The following is a 15,892-nucleotide window of genomic DNA, read 5'->3' as shown; positions in this document are numbered from 1 at the left end:
GACAAGCTAAAGGGTGCTGCCGCCCGGTTTTGGGACGAAACCGTGCTGGGCAACACCTCGGATGTCGGGAGCCAGCCGGCCCCCGTGGCGGCCGCCAACGAGGTGACGAGCCTCTATGGGCTGCACAGCATCCTCAAGTACGACCAATACGACCCCGACACGGGCCTTTTCTACAACGACAACTCGGTGGCCTTCTGCTTTGAAGTCATCGCGCAAACCGGCGCGGACGACGACATGGCGAGCCGCCTCAATACGCTCTTTACCCCGGTGCCGCCGCACTACGGAATTCAGTGGTGCCTGTTCGGTAGCCCGGTGCTGGATGACCAGTTCCAAGCGTACATGGATCAACGCCATATCGCGGTGGACAACGGCAAGACCACGCCGTTCTTTCAGGAGCTGGCCAAGCGCCGCGTGGAGTACATCTACAAGGCAAAGGGCAAGCCGCTTTGGCCCAATGACAACTACGTGGTGAAGAACATCCGCCTGCTGTTCTCCATCACCAAAGCCGGTTCCTTCCGTGACGCCAAGCTGGTGGAGGAAATGTACGAGCTGCGCGAGACAGTGCGCGCTTCGCTGCGCACGGCAAGCCTGCCGTCCTTCCCCCTCGATGCTGACGGGCTGATTAGCTTCCTGTGGCCGATCCTCAACCCCGAAAGCATGTTCAGCAAGGAGCCGTTCCCCGATCTGCGCTACGACGACGGGAAATCCATCAAAAACCAAGTCACGGCCTTTGGCCAGCATGTGCGCGTGAAAGCCAACGAGCTGCTGTTTGGCCTGCCGCCCGAGAAGCAGGGCGACGAAGACAAGCGCATCGCCGTGCGTGGCTTCGGCGTGCTTCAGTACCCGCAGAAGAAAGAGCTGTGGGAGATGGCCAACATCATCGGTTCGTTTTTCGATGACGGCCTTCAATACCCGTGCCCATTCCTGGTGTGCGGTGGCGTCTTCACGCTTGACCCCAACGTGGTGGACGGCAAGGCTCAGATCAAGGCCGCACGCACCAAGCAAAACGCCAAGTCCAAGATGGCCGAGTTCCAGCCCGAGCTTCAGGCCCAGGCGAACGATTGGGACATCGTGCTGCACCAGCTCAACAACGGCGGCAGCATGTGCGAGCTGTACCACACGCTGCTGCTGTTCGCACCCAAGCGCGTCATCAACCGGGCAAGCCAAGTGGCCCTGAACGTGTGGCGCAGCGAACGCTTCACGATCTGCCCGCTGCAACTGCTGCAACTGACGGCCCTGTATTCCAGCCTGCCCATGACGCTCACCGAGACGGTGCGCGACGACTTGCAGAAGCTACGCCTCATCACGTCCAAGACCACGGTGAACGCGGTGGACATGGCCCCGGTGATTGGCGAATGGAAGGGCGCAGGCGACCCGGTGATGATGTTCTTTGGCCGTCGTGGCACCCCTACCTTCCTCGACTTCTACAGCAACCAGCAGGGCAACTACAACGTGTTCGTGGCGGGCGTGTCCGGTTCGGGCAAGTCCGTGACCATGAACGAAGTCGTTTCGGCCTATCGAGGTATTGGCGCGCGGGTGTGGGTGATCGACGTGGGCCGCAGCTATCAGAACCTGATCCGGCTCCAGAAAGGCACCTTCCTGGAGTTCACGCCGAGCACGAAGCTGTGCATCAATCCATTCACTTGGGTGGGCACTGACGACGAGCTGGATTTCAAGGCGGAAATGCGGATGCTCAAGCCGATGATCGGCCGCATGGCGTCCCCCAATGCGCCGCTGACGGAATTCCAGTACGCGCTGATCGGGGAGGCGATTACCGCCGTCTGGCAAGACTACGGGCAGGACACCAACCCGACCCGCATCCGCGACTACCTGTTGAGCAACATCAAGAACGAGTCGGGCAGCACCGAGCGCGTGGCCTACGAGCTGGCCAAGCAGCTCGCGCCGTTCACCAAGGATGGCGTCTATGGGGACTTCTTCAACGGCCGCGCCAACATCAGCTTGGACGCCGACATGGTGGGGCTGGAGCTGGAGGAACTGAAGAACGCTCCCGAGCTGCGCCGCGTGGTGCTGTTCGTGCTGACCTCGCGCATTGCCCACGACATGTATCTGACCCGCGACCGCAAGAAGCTGTGTCTGGTCGATGAGGCATGGCAGCTCCTGGGGGCTGACAAGGAAACCGCAGAGTTCATCGAGGAAGGCTACCGCCGCGCCCGGAAGTACAACGGCATTTTTTGTGTGGGCACGCAAGGTATCGAAGACGCCTATAAAAATGATGCGGCCCAGGCGGCCTACAACAACGCCGACTGGAAGATTCTGCTGCGCCAAGACCGCAAGAACCTGGAAAAGCTGATCGAGGACGGCATGGTGAATTTCTCGCCGGCCGTGAAGCGGATGCTGCTGTCGCTGCGCACCGAGCGCGGCCGCTTCAGCGAAATGCTCATTTCCTCGCCCAACGGCGATTCCGTGGTGCGCCACATCCCCGATCCCTTCTCCCTGCTGATGGCTTCGACCAACGCGCAGGACTTCAACGAATGCAACGCGCTGCTGGAGCAGGGCCATTCCACGATGGAAGCCCTGGAAATCATGCTGGCCCGCCGCGCCCCTCAAGAACAACTGTCCCCGCGCCGGAGGAAAGATGACTACTGAACCGAACACCAACCCAACCCCCGAGACGCCAGCGCCGGCCGAGGCCGCCGTGCCGGCCGCCGACCGGATGCGTTATGTGATCCCGGCCGTGCTGTCCACCTTGCTCACGCTGGTGGCGCTCGCGCCAGTGGCCTACGTCATCAACCGCAACATGCCTGCGCGTGTGGCCACCGTTGATTTGCAGGTGCTGGTGGAGGAAGACCAGAAGCGCACCCTCGACGTGATCGGGAAGGGTGGCGACGTGACCGACGAGCAGCGCGCCGTGGCGCAGAAGCTGACCATCGACTTTGCCAAGAAGCTGTCCGCGACCGTGGATGCGCTGGGGCAAGAGTGCAACTGCGTGATCGTCAACAAGGCGGCGCTGCTGGGTGGCGTGACCATCGACTACACGGATCAAGTCCGGGCGAGGATGAAGTGATGAAGGCGAAGCGCATCTACTGGACAGTTTGCGCGGGTGTGTTCGCCGTGGGTGCGCTGGCCGCCGCCACTACCCCTTGGCTGGATTACACCTTCAACCTCACCAACAGCCTGCCCGGCACCCTCTACGTGATCCACAAGGGCGGGGAAGTGAAGAAGGGCGAGCTGATCGCCTACCGCTGGCATGGCGGTGCGACCTATCCCGCTGGCACCACCTTCATCAAGCGCGTGGCCGGTGTGGCTGGCGACACGGTTAAACGGGCCGGCAGCGCGTTTTGGGTGAATGACCAATACATCGGCACCGCCAAGCCCTTCTCGAAGGCTGGCGTGCCTCTCCAGCCCGCGCAAGAGGGCGTTATCGGGGCAGGGGAGTATTTCGTTTCGACGCCCAACCCGAACAGCCTGGACTCGCGGTATGCGCTGACCGGCAACGTGAAGCAGGCCGAAGTCATCGGGAGGGCTTATGAGATTTTCTAAGCTGATCGCAGCCCTGCTGATCGCCTCGATCCTGCCTGCCGCGAACGCGGCGAGCTTGGGCAGCATCGGGCCGACCTACCCGATTGGGGAGGAAAGCGCCCTCGACATGATTATGAAGAAGCTGCGCGAAAAGGAGCGTAGCGGCGAGCTGAAGCGGTTGCAGGAAGAAGCCATCCGCCGCTCGATGGGCAGCATCAAGAACATGAAGCCGGTGGACGGTATCACCACCGTGCGCGCCCGCGCGCAGCGTTTCATCGACCCCACCGTGACCTACACCAAGCCGGTGACGACCGACGACGGCCGCATCGTGGTGCCGGCTGGAACGAAGATCAACCCGCTGGACATGACCAGCCTGACGAAGACGCTGGTTTTCTTCGACGGCCGCGACCCCGAACAGCGCGAAGCAGTGGGGCGCTTGGTGGCCAAGGGCGGCCAGCTCAAGGTGAAGCCGATTCTCGTTGCTGGGTCTTGGCTCGACCTCACCAAAGCCTGGAAGACCCAAGTTTTCTACGACCAGAAGGGCACCCTTTCCAAACGGTTCGGCATCACGGCCGTGCCGGCTGTGATTCGTCAGCAGGGAAAGATGCTTGTGCTCGATGAGATTCCCGCGAAGGAGCTGCAATGAAACGCTGGCTTGTAATGGCTTTCATGGTGCTCGCGGCGACTTTCGCGCGCGAAAGTATGGCCGGCGTGTGCCAGGGCAAGTTTGCCAACCCCATCACCGATATTTGCTGGAGCTGCCTGTTCCCGCTGACGTTGGGCGGCACGCCGATCATGACGATGGGCCAGGAGGACACCGGCAACCCGGACGGCTTCCTCTGCACCTGCACCAACCCGCTGCGCATCGGCATCAAGACCGGCTTTTGGGAGCCGGCGCGGCGCGTGGATGTGACCCGCACCCCGTACTGCTTTGTCTCGCTGGGAGGCATCAAGCTCGATCCCGGTATCCGTGCCCCGGAAGGCGAGATCCGTTTGCAGCAGGACAACACCAAGCAGTCCAACTATCAGGTTCATTGGTACGCCGATCCGATCCTTTATTGGCTGGAGGTGATCCTGGATAACCCGTGCCTGGAGACGGGTTCCTTTGACGTGGCCTACATCACCGAAGTCGATCCGACTTGGAACGACGACGAGCTGACCATGCTGCTGAACCCGGAAACTTTCCTGTTCGGCAACCCCATTGCCCAAGCCGCGTGTGCCGGCGACTGCGTGTTGTCATCGGCTGGCTTTGGCAGTAACGCGCTTTTCTGGTGCGCCGGCTGCCAGGGTTCGATCTACCCCTTCAACGGCCATGTGCAGGCCCACGTCTCACACGTACAAGCCAGTTCGCTGCTGGTGCAGCGCATGACGGCCAAGCTGCACCGCGAATTCCTGATGTGGGGCACCTCTGGCGCTGACGGCTTGTGCGGCATCTATCCCGAGCCGGTGATGGACAAGACCCAATACAAGTACCAGATGCTCTACCCGATCCCGCAGACGGAAAAGATCAACGGGCGCTGCTGCCAACCCTATGGCCGCACGACCGCGATTTGGGGCGCTGGCAAGAGCTACCCGTATGCCGGCGAAGACTTCGCCTACATGATTTTCCGCAAGAAAAACTGCTGCCTGGGAGTGGGATTCTGATGAACAAGAAAACTGTCATCGGGCTGATGCTGCTGGCCGCTTTCGCCCGCGAAAGCGTGGCGCAGAGCACGCCGACCGCATCCCAGCTCGACCAAGAACGCCAACGCATCGAGCTTGAGCGCAAGCAGATGTTTGACCCGAACAACCCCGCCTCGAAGGCCAAGAAGGGCGCTATGCCCAACTCGGCCGACATCGACCGGGAAATGCGCCGCGTAGATCGTGAGCGCAAGCAGATGTTCGATCCAAACAACCCCGCGACCAAGAACGCCGCCAACGTGTTCCCCAACGTGCCGACGCCGGAGCGCGCCGGGATCGACATCGAGGCGCTGGCCAAGCAATACGAGCAAAAGGCCCAGGCCCGCAAGATGGATGACCTGATGATTTTCGCCAGCTTCACGATGCCGGCCGAATCACTCAAGCGGATCGTCAGCCAAGCCAACCGGGTGGGGGCTTCTGTGGTGCTGCGCGGTTTCAAGAACAACTCGCTGAAGGATACGGCGCTGGCCATCAAGGAGCTGGGAGAGCAGGGCGGCAACGTCCTGGTGAACCCCAACGCCTTCACCAAGTACAAGGTCAAGGCTGTTCCCACGATGGTGCTGGCCAAGGCCGCAACCATCGACCAAGTGGACAACGAGGGCTGCGCCCTCCCTGACAACTTTGTGGCAGTGGCCGGTGACGTTTCGCTGGACTACGCCCTGGACGAGATTGTGCGCCGCGCGCCGCAGTTTGAAGCCGTGGCGTCTCGCTACCTTCGCCAGATCAGGGGGAACCAATGAAGCGCGTCCTTTCCATCGCCGCGATGCTGGCCGCTGTGGGCGTAGCCAGCGCACAAACCATCACGACGCCGGCCGACGCCTTCAATGCCGGCAAGGACTTCGCCAACACGGGCAAAGGTGTGGTGGGGGGCAAGATCAATGGGGCAACTGGCTCCAACGTGCTGCCGTACTACAGCACCACGGCACCGGAGACGGCAAACTTCCAGGAGGGGCGCAACCTCATCGGCGGGGCGGGCACGAACAAGCAGATTCAGTGCGAGACGTACAAGGCCCCCAATGCCTTCCAGCAGCAGGAATGCGACGCGGTGAACTTCATGAGCAAGAACCCGACGCAGCGGCCGAAGTTCACCATCGACAAGCAGACCGACCCGATCCTGACCGGCTCCAAAGGCGTCATCAACAACCCCGGCAGCATCCCCGGCGCTTCGACGCAGCAATGCCGCGTGGAGCGCGTGAAAAACCCGGCGACCTACATCACCGAGACTTGCACGGAAACGCAGACGCTGGAAAACCTGTCCTGCAAGCGCGTGCTCAAGGTGGCGTGCGATCCAGAACGCGACGGCTGCGACCAGGGCGGCATTGTCCCGAATAGCTGGGCCGGCGACATGGCCACCAGCTTCACCCCGGACGGGGCCGGCAACTACATCCTCCAGTTCGGCACCATCGCGGACAACTATTGGGGCGGCTGGGGTGCGGTGTACGACCGCAACCTCACTTTCGACATCCGTGACGTGGGGCTGATTACCCGTTTCGCCCTGACCCGTGCCGCGTTTGACGACTGGCTGATGGTCAAGGTGAACGGCAACCTCGTCTATGTCGGCCCGCGTGGTGGCGACCGCCTCGAAATCTATTCGCCGCCTCCGGTCTTCGAGTCCTCCAGCACGCGCTCATGCACGCAGACTTGGGACGATTGGGGCAGTGGCTGGCAGTGCTCCGATACGGGCGGCGGCGGTTGGTGGGGCGGCGGCGGTGGCGGTAATGCCGTCTCCTACCAATCCTGCACGGCCGTGGGCGGCGGCTGGAATTGCACAACCAGCGACTACCGCACCGGCATGGTTCAGTACTGCGCCACCTGCTTCAGCGGCCCGGAGCTTTCGACGAGCTGGAACTTCGGCTTGAACATCGACGTGAAGCCCTACCTCAAGAACGGCTCCAACACGATCTTCATGCGGACGATTGTTGCGGGCGGCGGGGAAGGGGCGATCCAGCTCACGACGCGCCAACTGTGCCCGCGCAACTGCTATGACCAATGGGACAACAGCCAGTGCGCTCCCCTGGAACAGAGGGCTCAATGATGATGAAGAAGATTCTTGCCGCATTGGCCTTTGTCGCCAGCTTCAGCGCCTTCGCAGCGCCTGACTGCCAGAAGACGGGAACGGTTTGCACCGCGCCCAACCAGACCCGCAACGTGTCGGGCCTGTCCGTCTTTCGTGAATGCTGGGAATACCAGGACACCTATCAATGCCGCAGCCAGAACATGGTCAACGACTGCCAGCCGCTGCGAGACAAGGGGTGCTCTCAGATCGGATCGTCATGCGTGGAGCGCGACGATTCCGGCACCTGCGTGATGTACGAGCAGAAATACAACTGCCCGGACAAGCCTGAAACCTACACCGAGAAAACGGTGTGCGATCAAAGCGCCTTCTGCCAGAACGGCGGGGCTGGGTGCTTTGATACCAGCGCGCCACCCGACAAGGACTTTGGCCAAGCGGCCGTGATGATGGAGGCCGCCCGCGAGGCCGGCGTGTACGGCATCGACCCGAACAAGGTCGAAATCTTCAAGGGCTACATGGAGGAATGCAGCATCAAGGTCTTGGGTGGCACCACGCTCAAGAGCTGCTGCAAGTCAGCCGGTGGTGGCGCTGCCTTCAGCAATTACGCGCTCCTGGGCGCCGGCATGAAGGCGGCAGGCGAAGCGGGCCGCGAATCCATCGTGCTGGGTTCCAAGTACATGTACGACTCGCTGTATGGCCAGCTCGACAGCTCCCTTGTAGATAAGGGACTTGGCGCAATGAATAGCTGGGCCTCCGGCTTGGGTGATGGTGTCTTCAATCCGCAATTCGGGTTCTATGGCTTCACTTTTGAGTTCACCTTTGCCAACGGCTTCCAGTTCGTCGGTTTTGACCCGTACAGCTTCGCCCTGTCCGTGGCAATCATGCTGGTGCAGGAATGGTTGAGCTGCGATTCGGCCGAGCAGGTCATGGCCATGAAGCGCGGCCAAAACCTGTGCGTCCATATTGAGACGTATTGCAGCAAGAAGGTGCTCAAGGTCTGCGTGGAGAAGAAGGAACGCCACTGCTGCTTTAACTCCAAGCTGGCCAAGATCATCAACCGCCAAGGCCGCGCCCAACTCGGGATGCCGATGAATAGCTGCGGCGGCTTCAACCAGGCGCAGCTCCAGGCCCTCGATTTCTCCCGGATTGATCTGTCCGAGTTCATCGCGGACATCGTGCCCAAGGATGTGCCGGCATCGACCATGAGCAACCGGGTGCAGCAGACCGTCAACAAAAAAGTTCAGAGCTACTACGACCAATGAAAACTCTCTCTATCGCCCTCATTCTGCTGGCCTGCTCGACTTTCGCGCGCGAAAGCCTCGCTGGGCCAACCGTCTATACCCGGCAACACGACGTGCTGGCCGCTGCGATCCGCAACGGCAGCTCCAGCGGCGTCATGGAAGGGGAGGTGGCCGAGCACTTCACGCGCCAATTCCGCTCGACCGGGCCGCTGCTGGTGACTGCGAAGGTCATCAAGTCTTTCAGCCGCGCCGACTGCAAGCGCCTTGAAATGGTGTTCACCAAGAAGGACGTGGATACCCCACAAGGCCGCACCGACGCGATCCTGAAGACCCAGCTCAACTACTGCCTCGACGGCACCCCGCCAATTTCCGTGGAGTAAGCCAATGATGAAGCGAAGCCTTCTCCTGCTGGCCCTGCTGTCCGGGTACGCCAATGCGCAGTCACTGGATTACCCGTCTGTTTGGCAGTGCGATGCGAACAAGCCCAACTGGTACTGCGACATGGAAGACGCCAAGCCGCAACCTGTGCAGCCGACGCCGGCACCGGCACGGCAGCAGACTAGCCGCAAGGCTGACCAGCCAAAGCGCATCGAGCTGAAGGACATCAAGACCGCCGAGCAACTGCGACAAGAACTGAAGCGCCGGGAAGACGTGGCGGTGATGAACCCCACCGACCAGAACATGAAGGACTACCTGGAGCTTTGGCAGATGACGCAGGACAAGGGGGCTGTCTTCGCTGACAACTGGCGGCGCGTGGTCTGGCAAAACCCGAGCCTCGACTACGCGCAAAAGCGGCCGGTCAATAACTCCGCGATCAAGATTTACGACGAAGGCCGCATTCAGAACGAGGAACAGCAACTGAAGATGTTGGCCAAGGAGCACGGGCTGATCTTCTTCTTCCGTAGCGACTGCCCGTACTGCCATGCAATGGCCCCGACGCTGAAGATGCTTTCCGACAAGTACGGCATCGAGGTGCTGCCGGTATCAGTCGATGGCATGGGCCTGCCCGAGTTCCCGAACCCCCGCGACGGCCGCGCGCAAGCTGCGGCTTGGGGGATTGAGCGCGTGCCGGCACTGTTCATTGGCTCAAAGCAGACCGGCGACCGTGCGCCCGTGGGCTTCGGAATGATGGCCCTAACCGAAATCGTCAATCGAATCTTTGTCCTCACCGGCACCAAGCCCGGCGATAACTTCTAAGGAGCTGCCCATGCTACTGAAAAAAGTAACGGCGCTGGTGACGGCATTTGCTTTCACCACCTCTACCTACGCCATGAACATGCAGGAGCTTTTCGACTCCGTGAATGCTCAAGGCAACGTCAGCAACCCGGCCGTGCTGCAAGGCCAGACGATGAACCTCTACACCGGGGGCAGTCTGTTCATGCGGATGCCCAAGCGCACCTACCAACTGGCGACGGTGACGCCGCCGAGCTGGAACGCTGGGTGCGGCGGCATTGACCTGTTCGCGGGCGGCTTCTCGTTCATCAACAAAGAGCAGTTCGTGGCCATGCTGCGCAACATTGGCTCGAATGCCCTGGGCTACGGCTTCAAGCTGGCCATTCAGAACCTGTGCCCGACCTGCGACAACGTGATGCAGGCCCTGCAAGCCACGGCGCAAGCTGCCAATCGTCTCAACATGGATTCCTGCGAGGCGGCCAAGGGGATCGTCAATGCGGCCGTGCCCGACACCTGGACGCGCGGCAAGCAAAACGCGGCTAAGAACTTCGGTGTGGACACCAACATTTTCGAGAACATCACCGACGCTTGGACGAACGTGATGAACAGCGAAAGCCGGGCCAACCAGACGGTGAACTCGGCGGCCAGCGCGCGACCCGAGGCGAAAGACCAGCTCCCGACCGGCAACGTGGTTTGGAAGGCGCTCAAGAAGCTCGATGGCGTCACCGACGAGCAACGCATGATCCTGATGTCGATGATCGGCAGCATGATTTTCCCGACCGGCGACACCCCGCAACTGCCTATCCCGCTGCTGCGCAAGGAAATCACGGTGGAGGCCCTGGTGGGTGCGCGTACCACCTCCGACACCATCACGGTGCCGATCTGGCGTTGCGACACCACCAGCGCGGACGGCTGCTTGAGTCCGACCGAGGATGAAGTGACCACCAAGAGCTTCAAGACGATGGTGCGGGAGAAGATGGAAAAAATCTCCGACAAGATCGCCAACCGTTCAGCTCACGACGACATGGCGGCCACCATCGGCTTCCTGAACGCAACCGATCTGCCCATCTACAAGATGCTGGCCGTGACGACAACCCTCAACAACACCTCGATGGCCGACGCGCTGATTGGCCGCTACCAGGAGCTGATCGCCGCCAAATACGCCGAGGTTTACATCCAGCGTGCCGTCACCGACCTGCGCGGCGCGATGGCGAAGTTCTCTGCCGCAGCCGATGCCACCCAGGCCGCCGAGCTGGGCAAGATGAAGCCCGAGCTGGAGGAAATTTCGCGCGCGGCAAAGCAGGTGCTGGCCACTGCCTACTCGCAGACCATCAGCACCTACAACATCGCCCAGGAGGTGCAGTACATGGAGCGTGCGCTGAATGCCAACCTGTCGCAGACGCTGCGTAACTCGCTCGCCTTCGGCAAGAGCCTGCGCTAAGGGGGGATGCCGTGGACATCGAAATTCAAACCTACTGGAACGTAGAAACGCTCTACTACGTCTTCAACGCCGTGGCCTCGATGATGGCCGGCGCTGGCTTCGCTGGCTTGCTGAAGCTGGTTTTCCTGTTCGCCATCGCAATCGGCATGTTCGGCTACATGAACAAGCAGCTCGAAATGGCGAAGTGGTTTATCCACGCCCTGGCCTTTGTGACCGTGCTCAATCTGCCGATCGCGCGCGTTGCCTTGACAGACAAGACAGGGCTGGAGCCGCCGCGCGTGGTTGATAACGTGCCCTTTGCCCTGGCCGTCACTGCGCAGACGACCAATCTGGTGTTCGGCGCGCTGACCAACACCTATGAAACGGTCTTCGGTGTCCCTGAAGACCTGGGCCTGCAAAAAGGGGATGTGGGCTTCGGGCACCGCATCCTGAAACAAGTCAATAACGCGACGATCCGCGACCCCAGCTTGCGCTCCGACCTGATGCAGTTCATCAAGGAATGCACGCTGTACGACGTGAAAGACGGTGAAATCACCCCGCAGCAGATTGTGGGCGGCACCGATACCTGGAACGTGATTTTCAACAACACGAGTCCAGCCCGCTTCGTCACCTACAACACCCTGACGAATGCGCCTACCACCGATACCTGCACCAATGTTGCGGCCATCCTGAAGGAGAAGGTCAACGACGCGGTAACGGCTGGCCAAGCCTTCTACGGCAAGCAGGCTTTCACGCGGGCAAGCAGTGATGCTATCGCTACCAGCATGTTCGTTTCGACGGTGGGCACGTCCTACGACTGGATTCTGAACAACTCCAGCAACGCCTCAGACGCGATGAAGCAGGCGATGTTCAACAACATCTGGAAGGAGGCCGGCACCGAGCTGCCGGCGCTGCTGAACGATCCTGCGCGGGTGGCCGAGGTTAATGCCCTGGCCGGCGCTGCCCAAGCGGCGCGGCAAGCGGACGGCTCCAACAGCACCTTGAGCCTGCTGGCGCAAGAGACGCTGCCCCACATGCGCAACTGGATCGAGGCAATCATCTACGGTCTGTTCCCGGTTGTTGTGGTGCTGATGGTTGTCAGCTCGACCGAGGGGGCAAAGAAGATCATTGCGGGCTACATGATGTCGCTGGCCTGGATCGGCCTGTGGCCAATCTTGTTTGCCGTCATCAACCACCTGTCGCTCATGCACTTGCGCTACAAGGCGCGCGCGCTGGAGCTGGCGGCCGGTGTGCCGTTCCAGCTCACCGATGCTTTCGACGCCACGCTGACCAACGAGCAGGCGGCCATCGGCTACATGGTTGTCCTGGTGCCATTCATCGCCGGGGCCATCATCAAGCTGGGGCAGGGCGGTTTCATGGGTGTTGCCGACCGGATGATGACCGGCTTTGCCTCTGCCGGGGCGGCGGTGGGCGCAAGCAATGCCAGCGGCAATGTCAGCATGGGCCAAGCTGGACTTGATACCGCATCGGTCAACACGACCTCGATGAACAAGTACGACAGCAACATCGGCCTGCAAGGCGGCGGGGCAACCATCGGTCGGGGCAATGGCTCGACGGCCACGATGGCCGCGAACGGCGCGGTTGCCTTGCAACAGCTCCAAAACCGGATGCTGACGCAGATGAACATGGATCACCGACTGGAAGCCGGCCGCAACCAGGAAGCGCATCGTACCGACATCACATCGACCGGGGATCAACTGGCGCGCCGGCACGGCGACAGCTCCAGCCTCACGGACGTGAAGGGGCACGATACAACCCGTGGTCAATATCAGAATACGGGTGTGGTGGCGGCTCGCGGGAGCGAGGGTGGGTATGGTGGCCAGCACTCAACCGGCCAGAACTTGGATCGCAACTTCCGTGAGGGTTCGCACTTCCGCACGGCGGCCGGTGCCAATGACCAGCTCCACATGAATTTGGGTGTTGGCCGTGGGAACCCCAACGGCGGCGGTGCGCCTGGTGCTGGCGGTGCAGGCGGTGCGCCTGATCCGCGCGAGGAAAAGCGCATTGCCGACGCCATGAAGCAGGGCGGCGCGAACCAGCAACAGATCGACCAAGCTCTGAAGAACTACCGGGGCGGCAAGGGTGGTGCCCAGCCTTCGGGCGGCCTCATCAACGCGGGCCTGGGGTACAACGGCGCGAAGACCTACACGGCCGAGCACGGCCGGGATCGGGGCGTGGATACGGTTCATGGCAACCAGGAAGCCGCGCGCACCGAGCGCACGTTTGCTGAACGCGGCTCACGAACCGAGCAGGCCGGGACGGGCAACCAATCGGCCCAAAACGACCGCCACGGCCGCGATGCAGCCCTCACAAACGTGGATGAAGTTTCCCGCGTGCGTGATGTCTCTGACCGCCGTGAGTTCGGTACTGGCGACCGCGCCAACCGTAGCGACAGCAACAGCTTCACGACTCACAAGGATCTGATGGCCGATCCGTATCTGTTCGAGAAGGTGGCCGCGCGCAATGGCATGACCGCCATGCGTTTCGCCAACCAATCCGAAGACCGGATCATGGACATGGTGCAGGACTACGTGAGCGAGAAGGGCATGGTTCAACAAGCTACCACCATGCCGCAGCAGACTTTCGCAGGCGAAAAACTGCCGACCACGAAGGGCGAGCTGGAGAAGCAATCCGCCAAGGATCGCGCCGGCATCCCGCAGGACATCCAGGGCGTCCACAAGAAGAAGGTGGCACAGACCGGCTACGGCGGAACCGCTCCGCTCAAGGTCGATACCTCTGCGCCTCCGATCATTGCGGAATCCAGAGGGGACGTACAGGGCCAGCTCGACCCGAAGAACAAGGGCAGCATCCCGGCGCGTGCTGGGGCCTTGGACGAGAACGTGAATGCCTGGGCCAGCCCGGACAAGGCTGTAGGCGCTGGGCGGGCCAATCCCGCAGCCGTCAACGAGGACAACATGATCCGCGACGGCAAGGACACCGTTCAGAAGGCTTGGGACAAGCTGACTGGCGGCGACGGTACGGCAGACGGCGAAAAGCTGAACGACAACATGAAGCGGGAAACGGCCGCCTCGGTTCAGATCAACAACGGCAGCAAGTAAAGGGAAAGGGGGCTTTGCCCCCTTTCAAGAATTGCCGCCCGTGTAGTTATCGCCCCAGGGTAAATGATGAACAACACAAGACTTGCCGGTAAATGGATTAACGCCTGCTGCGCTATTTGGCGCGCCAGTGCCGGGCCATTTCGACATTCCCTTGAATCCATCGCTTAACCACCATGCAAGCCAGAATGGAATCCAGAAAATCAATCCGCCGCCGAGCATTGGAATGTAGTCGGCAAGGAAATTACCACCGGATGCCGAAAGTGCGGCAGCGGCCGGCAATGGAAGCCAGAGCATCCAGCGCCTTCGAGAGAACAGCATTTTTTTCAGTCGCATCATTATTGTTCCTCAATAACCAGCATCACGTAGGTGGCCGTGTTTTTGTCATCTTGCATATGCACGACACGGAAGCCCTTTTCGTAAATCTGCTTGATCGTCACCTTGCCGATGTGTTCGCACTGCAACACCGAGTCGCCACCACGGAAGGGGCCGATGCAGACACCGCCACGCTTCGCGGCGGCCGCTTGGGCGCTGGCGTTCGTCATGCCGGCAAGTGCTGCCACGATGAAAGCAACGTAAAGCATCTTTTTCATTACAACTCTCCTTCCAATTTGGATAGAATTTGCGCATCTTGTCTATTGACAAAATACGCTCAAAACCCTTACGGTGCAAGGGGATGAGCCAGATATTCAAGACTGTTTCCGCAGCGTGTGGCCATGTGTCGCGTGCTGTCTTCGTGAAAGCAGCGCGGCGGCTGGGTCTTTCGTCCGAATCTTACCGCATCGCTGAAGAAGTGTTCCTCAAAGGCTACCGGCAGGCAACCGTCGCGCGCCACGTCGGCGTCTCGCGTCAGCGGGTGCATTCAGTGTGCCGGGAGCTGCTGGAAGAAATCAACAACCAACTTTCCCCTGAAAGGGCAACCGATGAAAAAACTACTCCTGATTCTCATTACCACGGCCACCTTGGGCGGATGTGCTTCGCAACAGCCTCTCAGCATGAGAAATGACTGGCGCGCTGGCACCGATCAAACGCCGTATCGCTCGATCCCCACAGCCTTAATCTGTGACGACTGCAATTTGCAATGATCCCGTCTCACTGGTTCAGACGGATCATTCTGATCGTCTTCATCATGGAGGTTGCTGGCGGCATTTTGTGGGTAACTGGCAGGTTATCCACGAATCCGGCCGCCAAGCCAATGACTCAGGCTCTCGGTAGCCTGATATTCCTGTTCGGCTTTTATGCCAGCGCGCCATTATCGGCGCGCTTCCTTGCTCCGCGACCGTCGCGGGATGCTGTGCTTCAAGAGCGTTTGGCAAGGATAGTGGCAACCGTCCCTGATAGTCGCCCCGTCTTCCTGTATGACCATGCCGACAAGGAAGCCAACACCGTGGGGCTGCTGCCGAGTCATTCGCGCATCTACGTGACAACCGGCCTGCTGGCCAGCATGAGCGACGAGGGTATGCGGGGCGTGATCGCCCATGAAAACGCACATGTTCATGAGCGCCATATCTTCGCCACGTTCACCTATGCCTGCTGCTTTGCTGTGAGCAGCCACCTCCTGGACAACAACAACTTTTTCTTTGCCGCCTTCCTCCTGTTCCTGGGGATTCGCCGGTATTGCGAGTACCGGGCGGATGCCGGCGCTGCGCAGTCCGTAGGGCGCGAAGCGATGTTGACGGCGCTGCGCGAGCTGGCCGTGTTGTACCCCTCGAAATCCTGGGTTCGCTGGTTCTCGTTCGCCAATGCTTACCCAACCTTGGCCATGCGGATGCGGGCCGTGGAAACCGGGCGAAAGGCCCTTCTGTGA

16 protein-coding genes are annotated in these 15,892 nt (G+C 60.8%); 14 read left to right on the top strand and 2 right to left on the bottom strand.

The features are described 5' to 3' along the window. Positions 1–42 precede the first annotated feature (42 nt). From traC to GPA27_RS16925, 12 genes are read left to right on the top strand one after another with little or no spacing between them, the layout of a single operon-like run. On the top strand, positions 43–2,607 hold the full coding sequence (traC, locus tag GPA27_RS16980) for a type IV secretion system protein TraC (protein WP_256223010.1): 2,565 nt from the start codon (positions 43–45) through the stop codon (positions 2,605–2,607). Then, positions 2,597–3,025, top strand: coding sequence for a hypothetical protein (locus GPA27_RS16975; protein ID WP_009242090.1), 429 nt, complete (start codon positions 2,597–2,599; stop codon positions 3,023–3,025). The genes traC and GPA27_RS16975 overlap by 11 nt, the downstream gene beginning before the upstream one ends. Then, positions 3,025–3,501, top strand: a complete 477-nt coding sequence (locus GPA27_RS16970) for a S26 family signal peptidase (RefSeq protein ID WP_009242091.1) — start codon at positions 3,025–3,027, stop codon at positions 3,499–3,501. Before GPA27_RS16975 ends, GPA27_RS16970 begins: the two co-directional genes overlap by 1 nt. After that, positions 3,488–4,126, top strand: coding sequence for a type-F conjugative transfer system protein TraW (traW, locus tag GPA27_RS16965; RefSeq protein ID WP_009242092.1), 639 nt, complete (start codon positions 3,488–3,490; stop codon positions 4,124–4,126). Before GPA27_RS16970 ends, traW begins: the two co-directional genes overlap by 14 nt. Next, positions 4,123–5,124 carry a conjugal transfer pilus assembly protein TraU gene (gene traU, locus GPA27_RS16960; protein ID WP_009242093.1) on the top strand — a complete coding sequence of 334 codons (1,002 nt, stop codon included), beginning with the start codon at positions 4,123–4,125 and terminating at the stop codon, positions 5,122–5,124. Before traW ends, traU begins: the two co-directional genes overlap by 4 nt. After that, on the top strand, positions 5,124–5,900 hold the full coding sequence (gene trbC / locus GPA27_RS16955) for a type-F conjugative transfer system pilin assembly protein TrbC (protein ID WP_009242094.1): 777 nt from the start codon (positions 5,124–5,126) through the stop codon (positions 5,898–5,900). The genes traU and trbC overlap by 1 nt, the downstream gene beginning before the upstream one ends. After that, complete coding sequence (locus tag GPA27_RS16950; RefSeq protein ID WP_009242095.1) at positions 5,897–7,195, top strand: hypothetical protein; 1,299 nt, start codon at positions 5,897–5,899, stop codon at positions 7,193–7,195. Before trbC ends, GPA27_RS16950 begins: the two co-directional genes overlap by 4 nt. Beyond that, positions 7,192–8,436 carry a conjugal transfer protein TraN gene (locus tag GPA27_RS16945; protein ID WP_009242096.1) on the top strand — a complete coding sequence of 415 codons (1,245 nt, stop codon included), beginning with the start codon at positions 7,192–7,194 and terminating at the stop codon, positions 8,434–8,436. Before GPA27_RS16950 ends, GPA27_RS16945 begins: the two co-directional genes overlap by 4 nt. Then, positions 8,433–8,795, top strand: a complete 363-nt coding sequence (locus GPA27_RS16940) for a hypothetical protein (protein WP_009242097.1) — start codon at positions 8,433–8,435, stop codon at positions 8,793–8,795. Before GPA27_RS16945 ends, GPA27_RS16940 begins: the two co-directional genes overlap by 4 nt. Before the next feature lie 4 nt (positions 8,796–8,799). Continuing rightward, the gene (locus tag GPA27_RS16935; protein ID WP_009242098.1) at positions 8,800–9,612 is read left to right on the top strand and encodes a conjugal transfer protein TraF; all 813 of its coding nucleotides are present in this window, start codon (positions 8,800–8,802) and stop codon (positions 9,610–9,612) included. Next, positions 9,575–11,029: a conjugal transfer protein TraH gene (locus GPA27_RS16930; RefSeq protein ID WP_256223008.1), complete on the top strand. Its 1,455-nt coding sequence runs from the start codon at positions 9,575–9,577 to the stop codon at positions 11,027–11,029. The genes GPA27_RS16935 and GPA27_RS16930 overlap by 38 nt, the downstream gene beginning before the upstream one ends. An 11-nt stretch (positions 11,030–11,040) precedes the next feature. Continuing rightward, positions 11,041–14,088, top strand: a complete 3,048-nt coding sequence (locus GPA27_RS16925) for a conjugal transfer protein TraG N-terminal domain-containing protein (protein WP_009277742.1) — start codon at positions 11,041–11,043, stop codon at positions 14,086–14,088. Between the two features lie 24 nt (positions 14,089–14,112). Here the strand turns inward: GPA27_RS16925 and GPA27_RS16920 are convergent, their stop codons facing one another. After that, positions 14,113–14,424: a hypothetical protein gene (locus tag GPA27_RS16920; protein ID WP_232295882.1), complete on the bottom strand. Its 312-nt coding sequence runs from the start codon at positions 14,422–14,424 to the stop codon at positions 14,113–14,115. Beyond that, positions 14,424–14,678 (bottom strand): hypothetical protein, encoded by a 255-nt coding sequence (locus GPA27_RS16915; protein ID WP_009242139.1) that lies wholly within the window; start codon positions 14,676–14,678, stop codon positions 14,424–14,426. The genes GPA27_RS16920 and GPA27_RS16915 overlap by 1 nt, the downstream gene beginning before the upstream one ends. A gap of 83 nt (positions 14,679–14,761) precedes the next feature. Here GPA27_RS16915 and GPA27_RS16910 point away from each other — a divergent pair, with 83 nt between their 5' ends. Then, positions 14,762–15,091, top strand: a complete 330-nt coding sequence (locus GPA27_RS16910) for a TrfB-related DNA-binding protein (RefSeq protein WP_009277741.1) — start codon at positions 14,762–14,764, stop codon at positions 15,089–15,091. 75 nt (positions 15,092–15,166) lie between these two features. Further along, the gene (locus tag GPA27_RS16905) at positions 15,167–15,892 is read left to right on the top strand and encodes a M48 family metallopeptidase (RefSeq protein WP_009242138.1); all 726 of its coding nucleotides are present in this window, start codon (positions 15,167–15,169) and stop codon (positions 15,890–15,892) included.

The sequence above is a fragment of the Aromatoleum toluolicum genome (assembly GCF_012911005.2).
GTDB classification, from domain to species: Bacteria; Pseudomonadota; Gammaproteobacteria; order Burkholderiales; family Rhodocyclaceae; genus Aromatoleum; species Aromatoleum toluolicum.
The sequence above is the reverse complement of the archived record's forward strand: the minus strand, read 5'-3'. Positions and strand labels throughout refer to the sequence as shown.

What these genes read in the sequence shown, in the direction of transcription:
- GPA27_RS16975 (WP_009242090.1), top strand. Translation starts at nt 2,597, where the DNA reads ATGACTACTGAACCGAACACCAACCCAACCCCCGAGACGCCAGCGCCG.
- GPA27_RS16970 (WP_009242091.1), top strand. Translation starts at nt 3,025, where the DNA reads ATGAAGGCGAAGCGCATCTACTGGACAGTTTGCGCGGGTGTGTTCGCC.
- traW (WP_009242092.1), top strand. Translation starts at nt 3,488, where the DNA reads ATGAGATTTTCTAAGCTGATCGCAGCCCTGCTGATCGCCTCGATCCTG.
- traU (WP_009242093.1), top strand. Translation starts at nt 4,123, where the DNA reads ATGAAACGCTGGCTTGTAATGGCTTTCATGGTGCTCGCGGCGACTTTC.
- trbC (WP_009242094.1), top strand. Translation starts at nt 5,124, where the DNA reads ATGAACAAGAAAACTGTCATCGGGCTGATGCTGCTGGCCGCTTTCGCC.
- GPA27_RS16950 (WP_009242095.1), top strand. Translation starts at nt 5,897, where the DNA reads ATGAAGCGCGTCCTTTCCATCGCCGCGATGCTGGCCGCTGTGGGCGTA.
- GPA27_RS16945 (WP_009242096.1), top strand. Translation starts at nt 7,192, where the DNA reads ATGATGATGAAGAAGATTCTTGCCGCATTGGCCTTTGTCGCCAGCTTC.
- GPA27_RS16940 (WP_009242097.1), top strand. Translation starts at nt 8,433, where the DNA reads ATGAAAACTCTCTCTATCGCCCTCATTCTGCTGGCCTGCTCGACTTTC.
- GPA27_RS16935 (WP_009242098.1), top strand. Translation starts at nt 8,800, where the DNA reads ATGATGAAGCGAAGCCTTCTCCTGCTGGCCCTGCTGTCCGGGTACGCC.
- GPA27_RS16920 (WP_232295882.1), bottom strand. Translation starts at nt 14,424, where the DNA reads ATGATGCGACTGAAAAAAATGCTGTTCTCTCGAAGGCGCTGGATGCTC.
- GPA27_RS16915 (WP_009242139.1), bottom strand. Translation starts at nt 14,678, where the DNA reads ATGAAAAAGATGCTTTACGTTGCTTTCATCGTGGCAGCACTTGCCGGC.
- GPA27_RS16910 (WP_009277741.1), top strand. Translation starts at nt 14,762, where the DNA reads ATGAGCCAGATATTCAAGACTGTTTCCGCAGCGTGTGGCCATGTGTCG.
- GPA27_RS16905 (WP_009242138.1), top strand. Translation starts at nt 15,167, where the DNA reads ATGATCCCGTCTCACTGGTTCAGACGGATCATTCTGATCGTCTTCATC.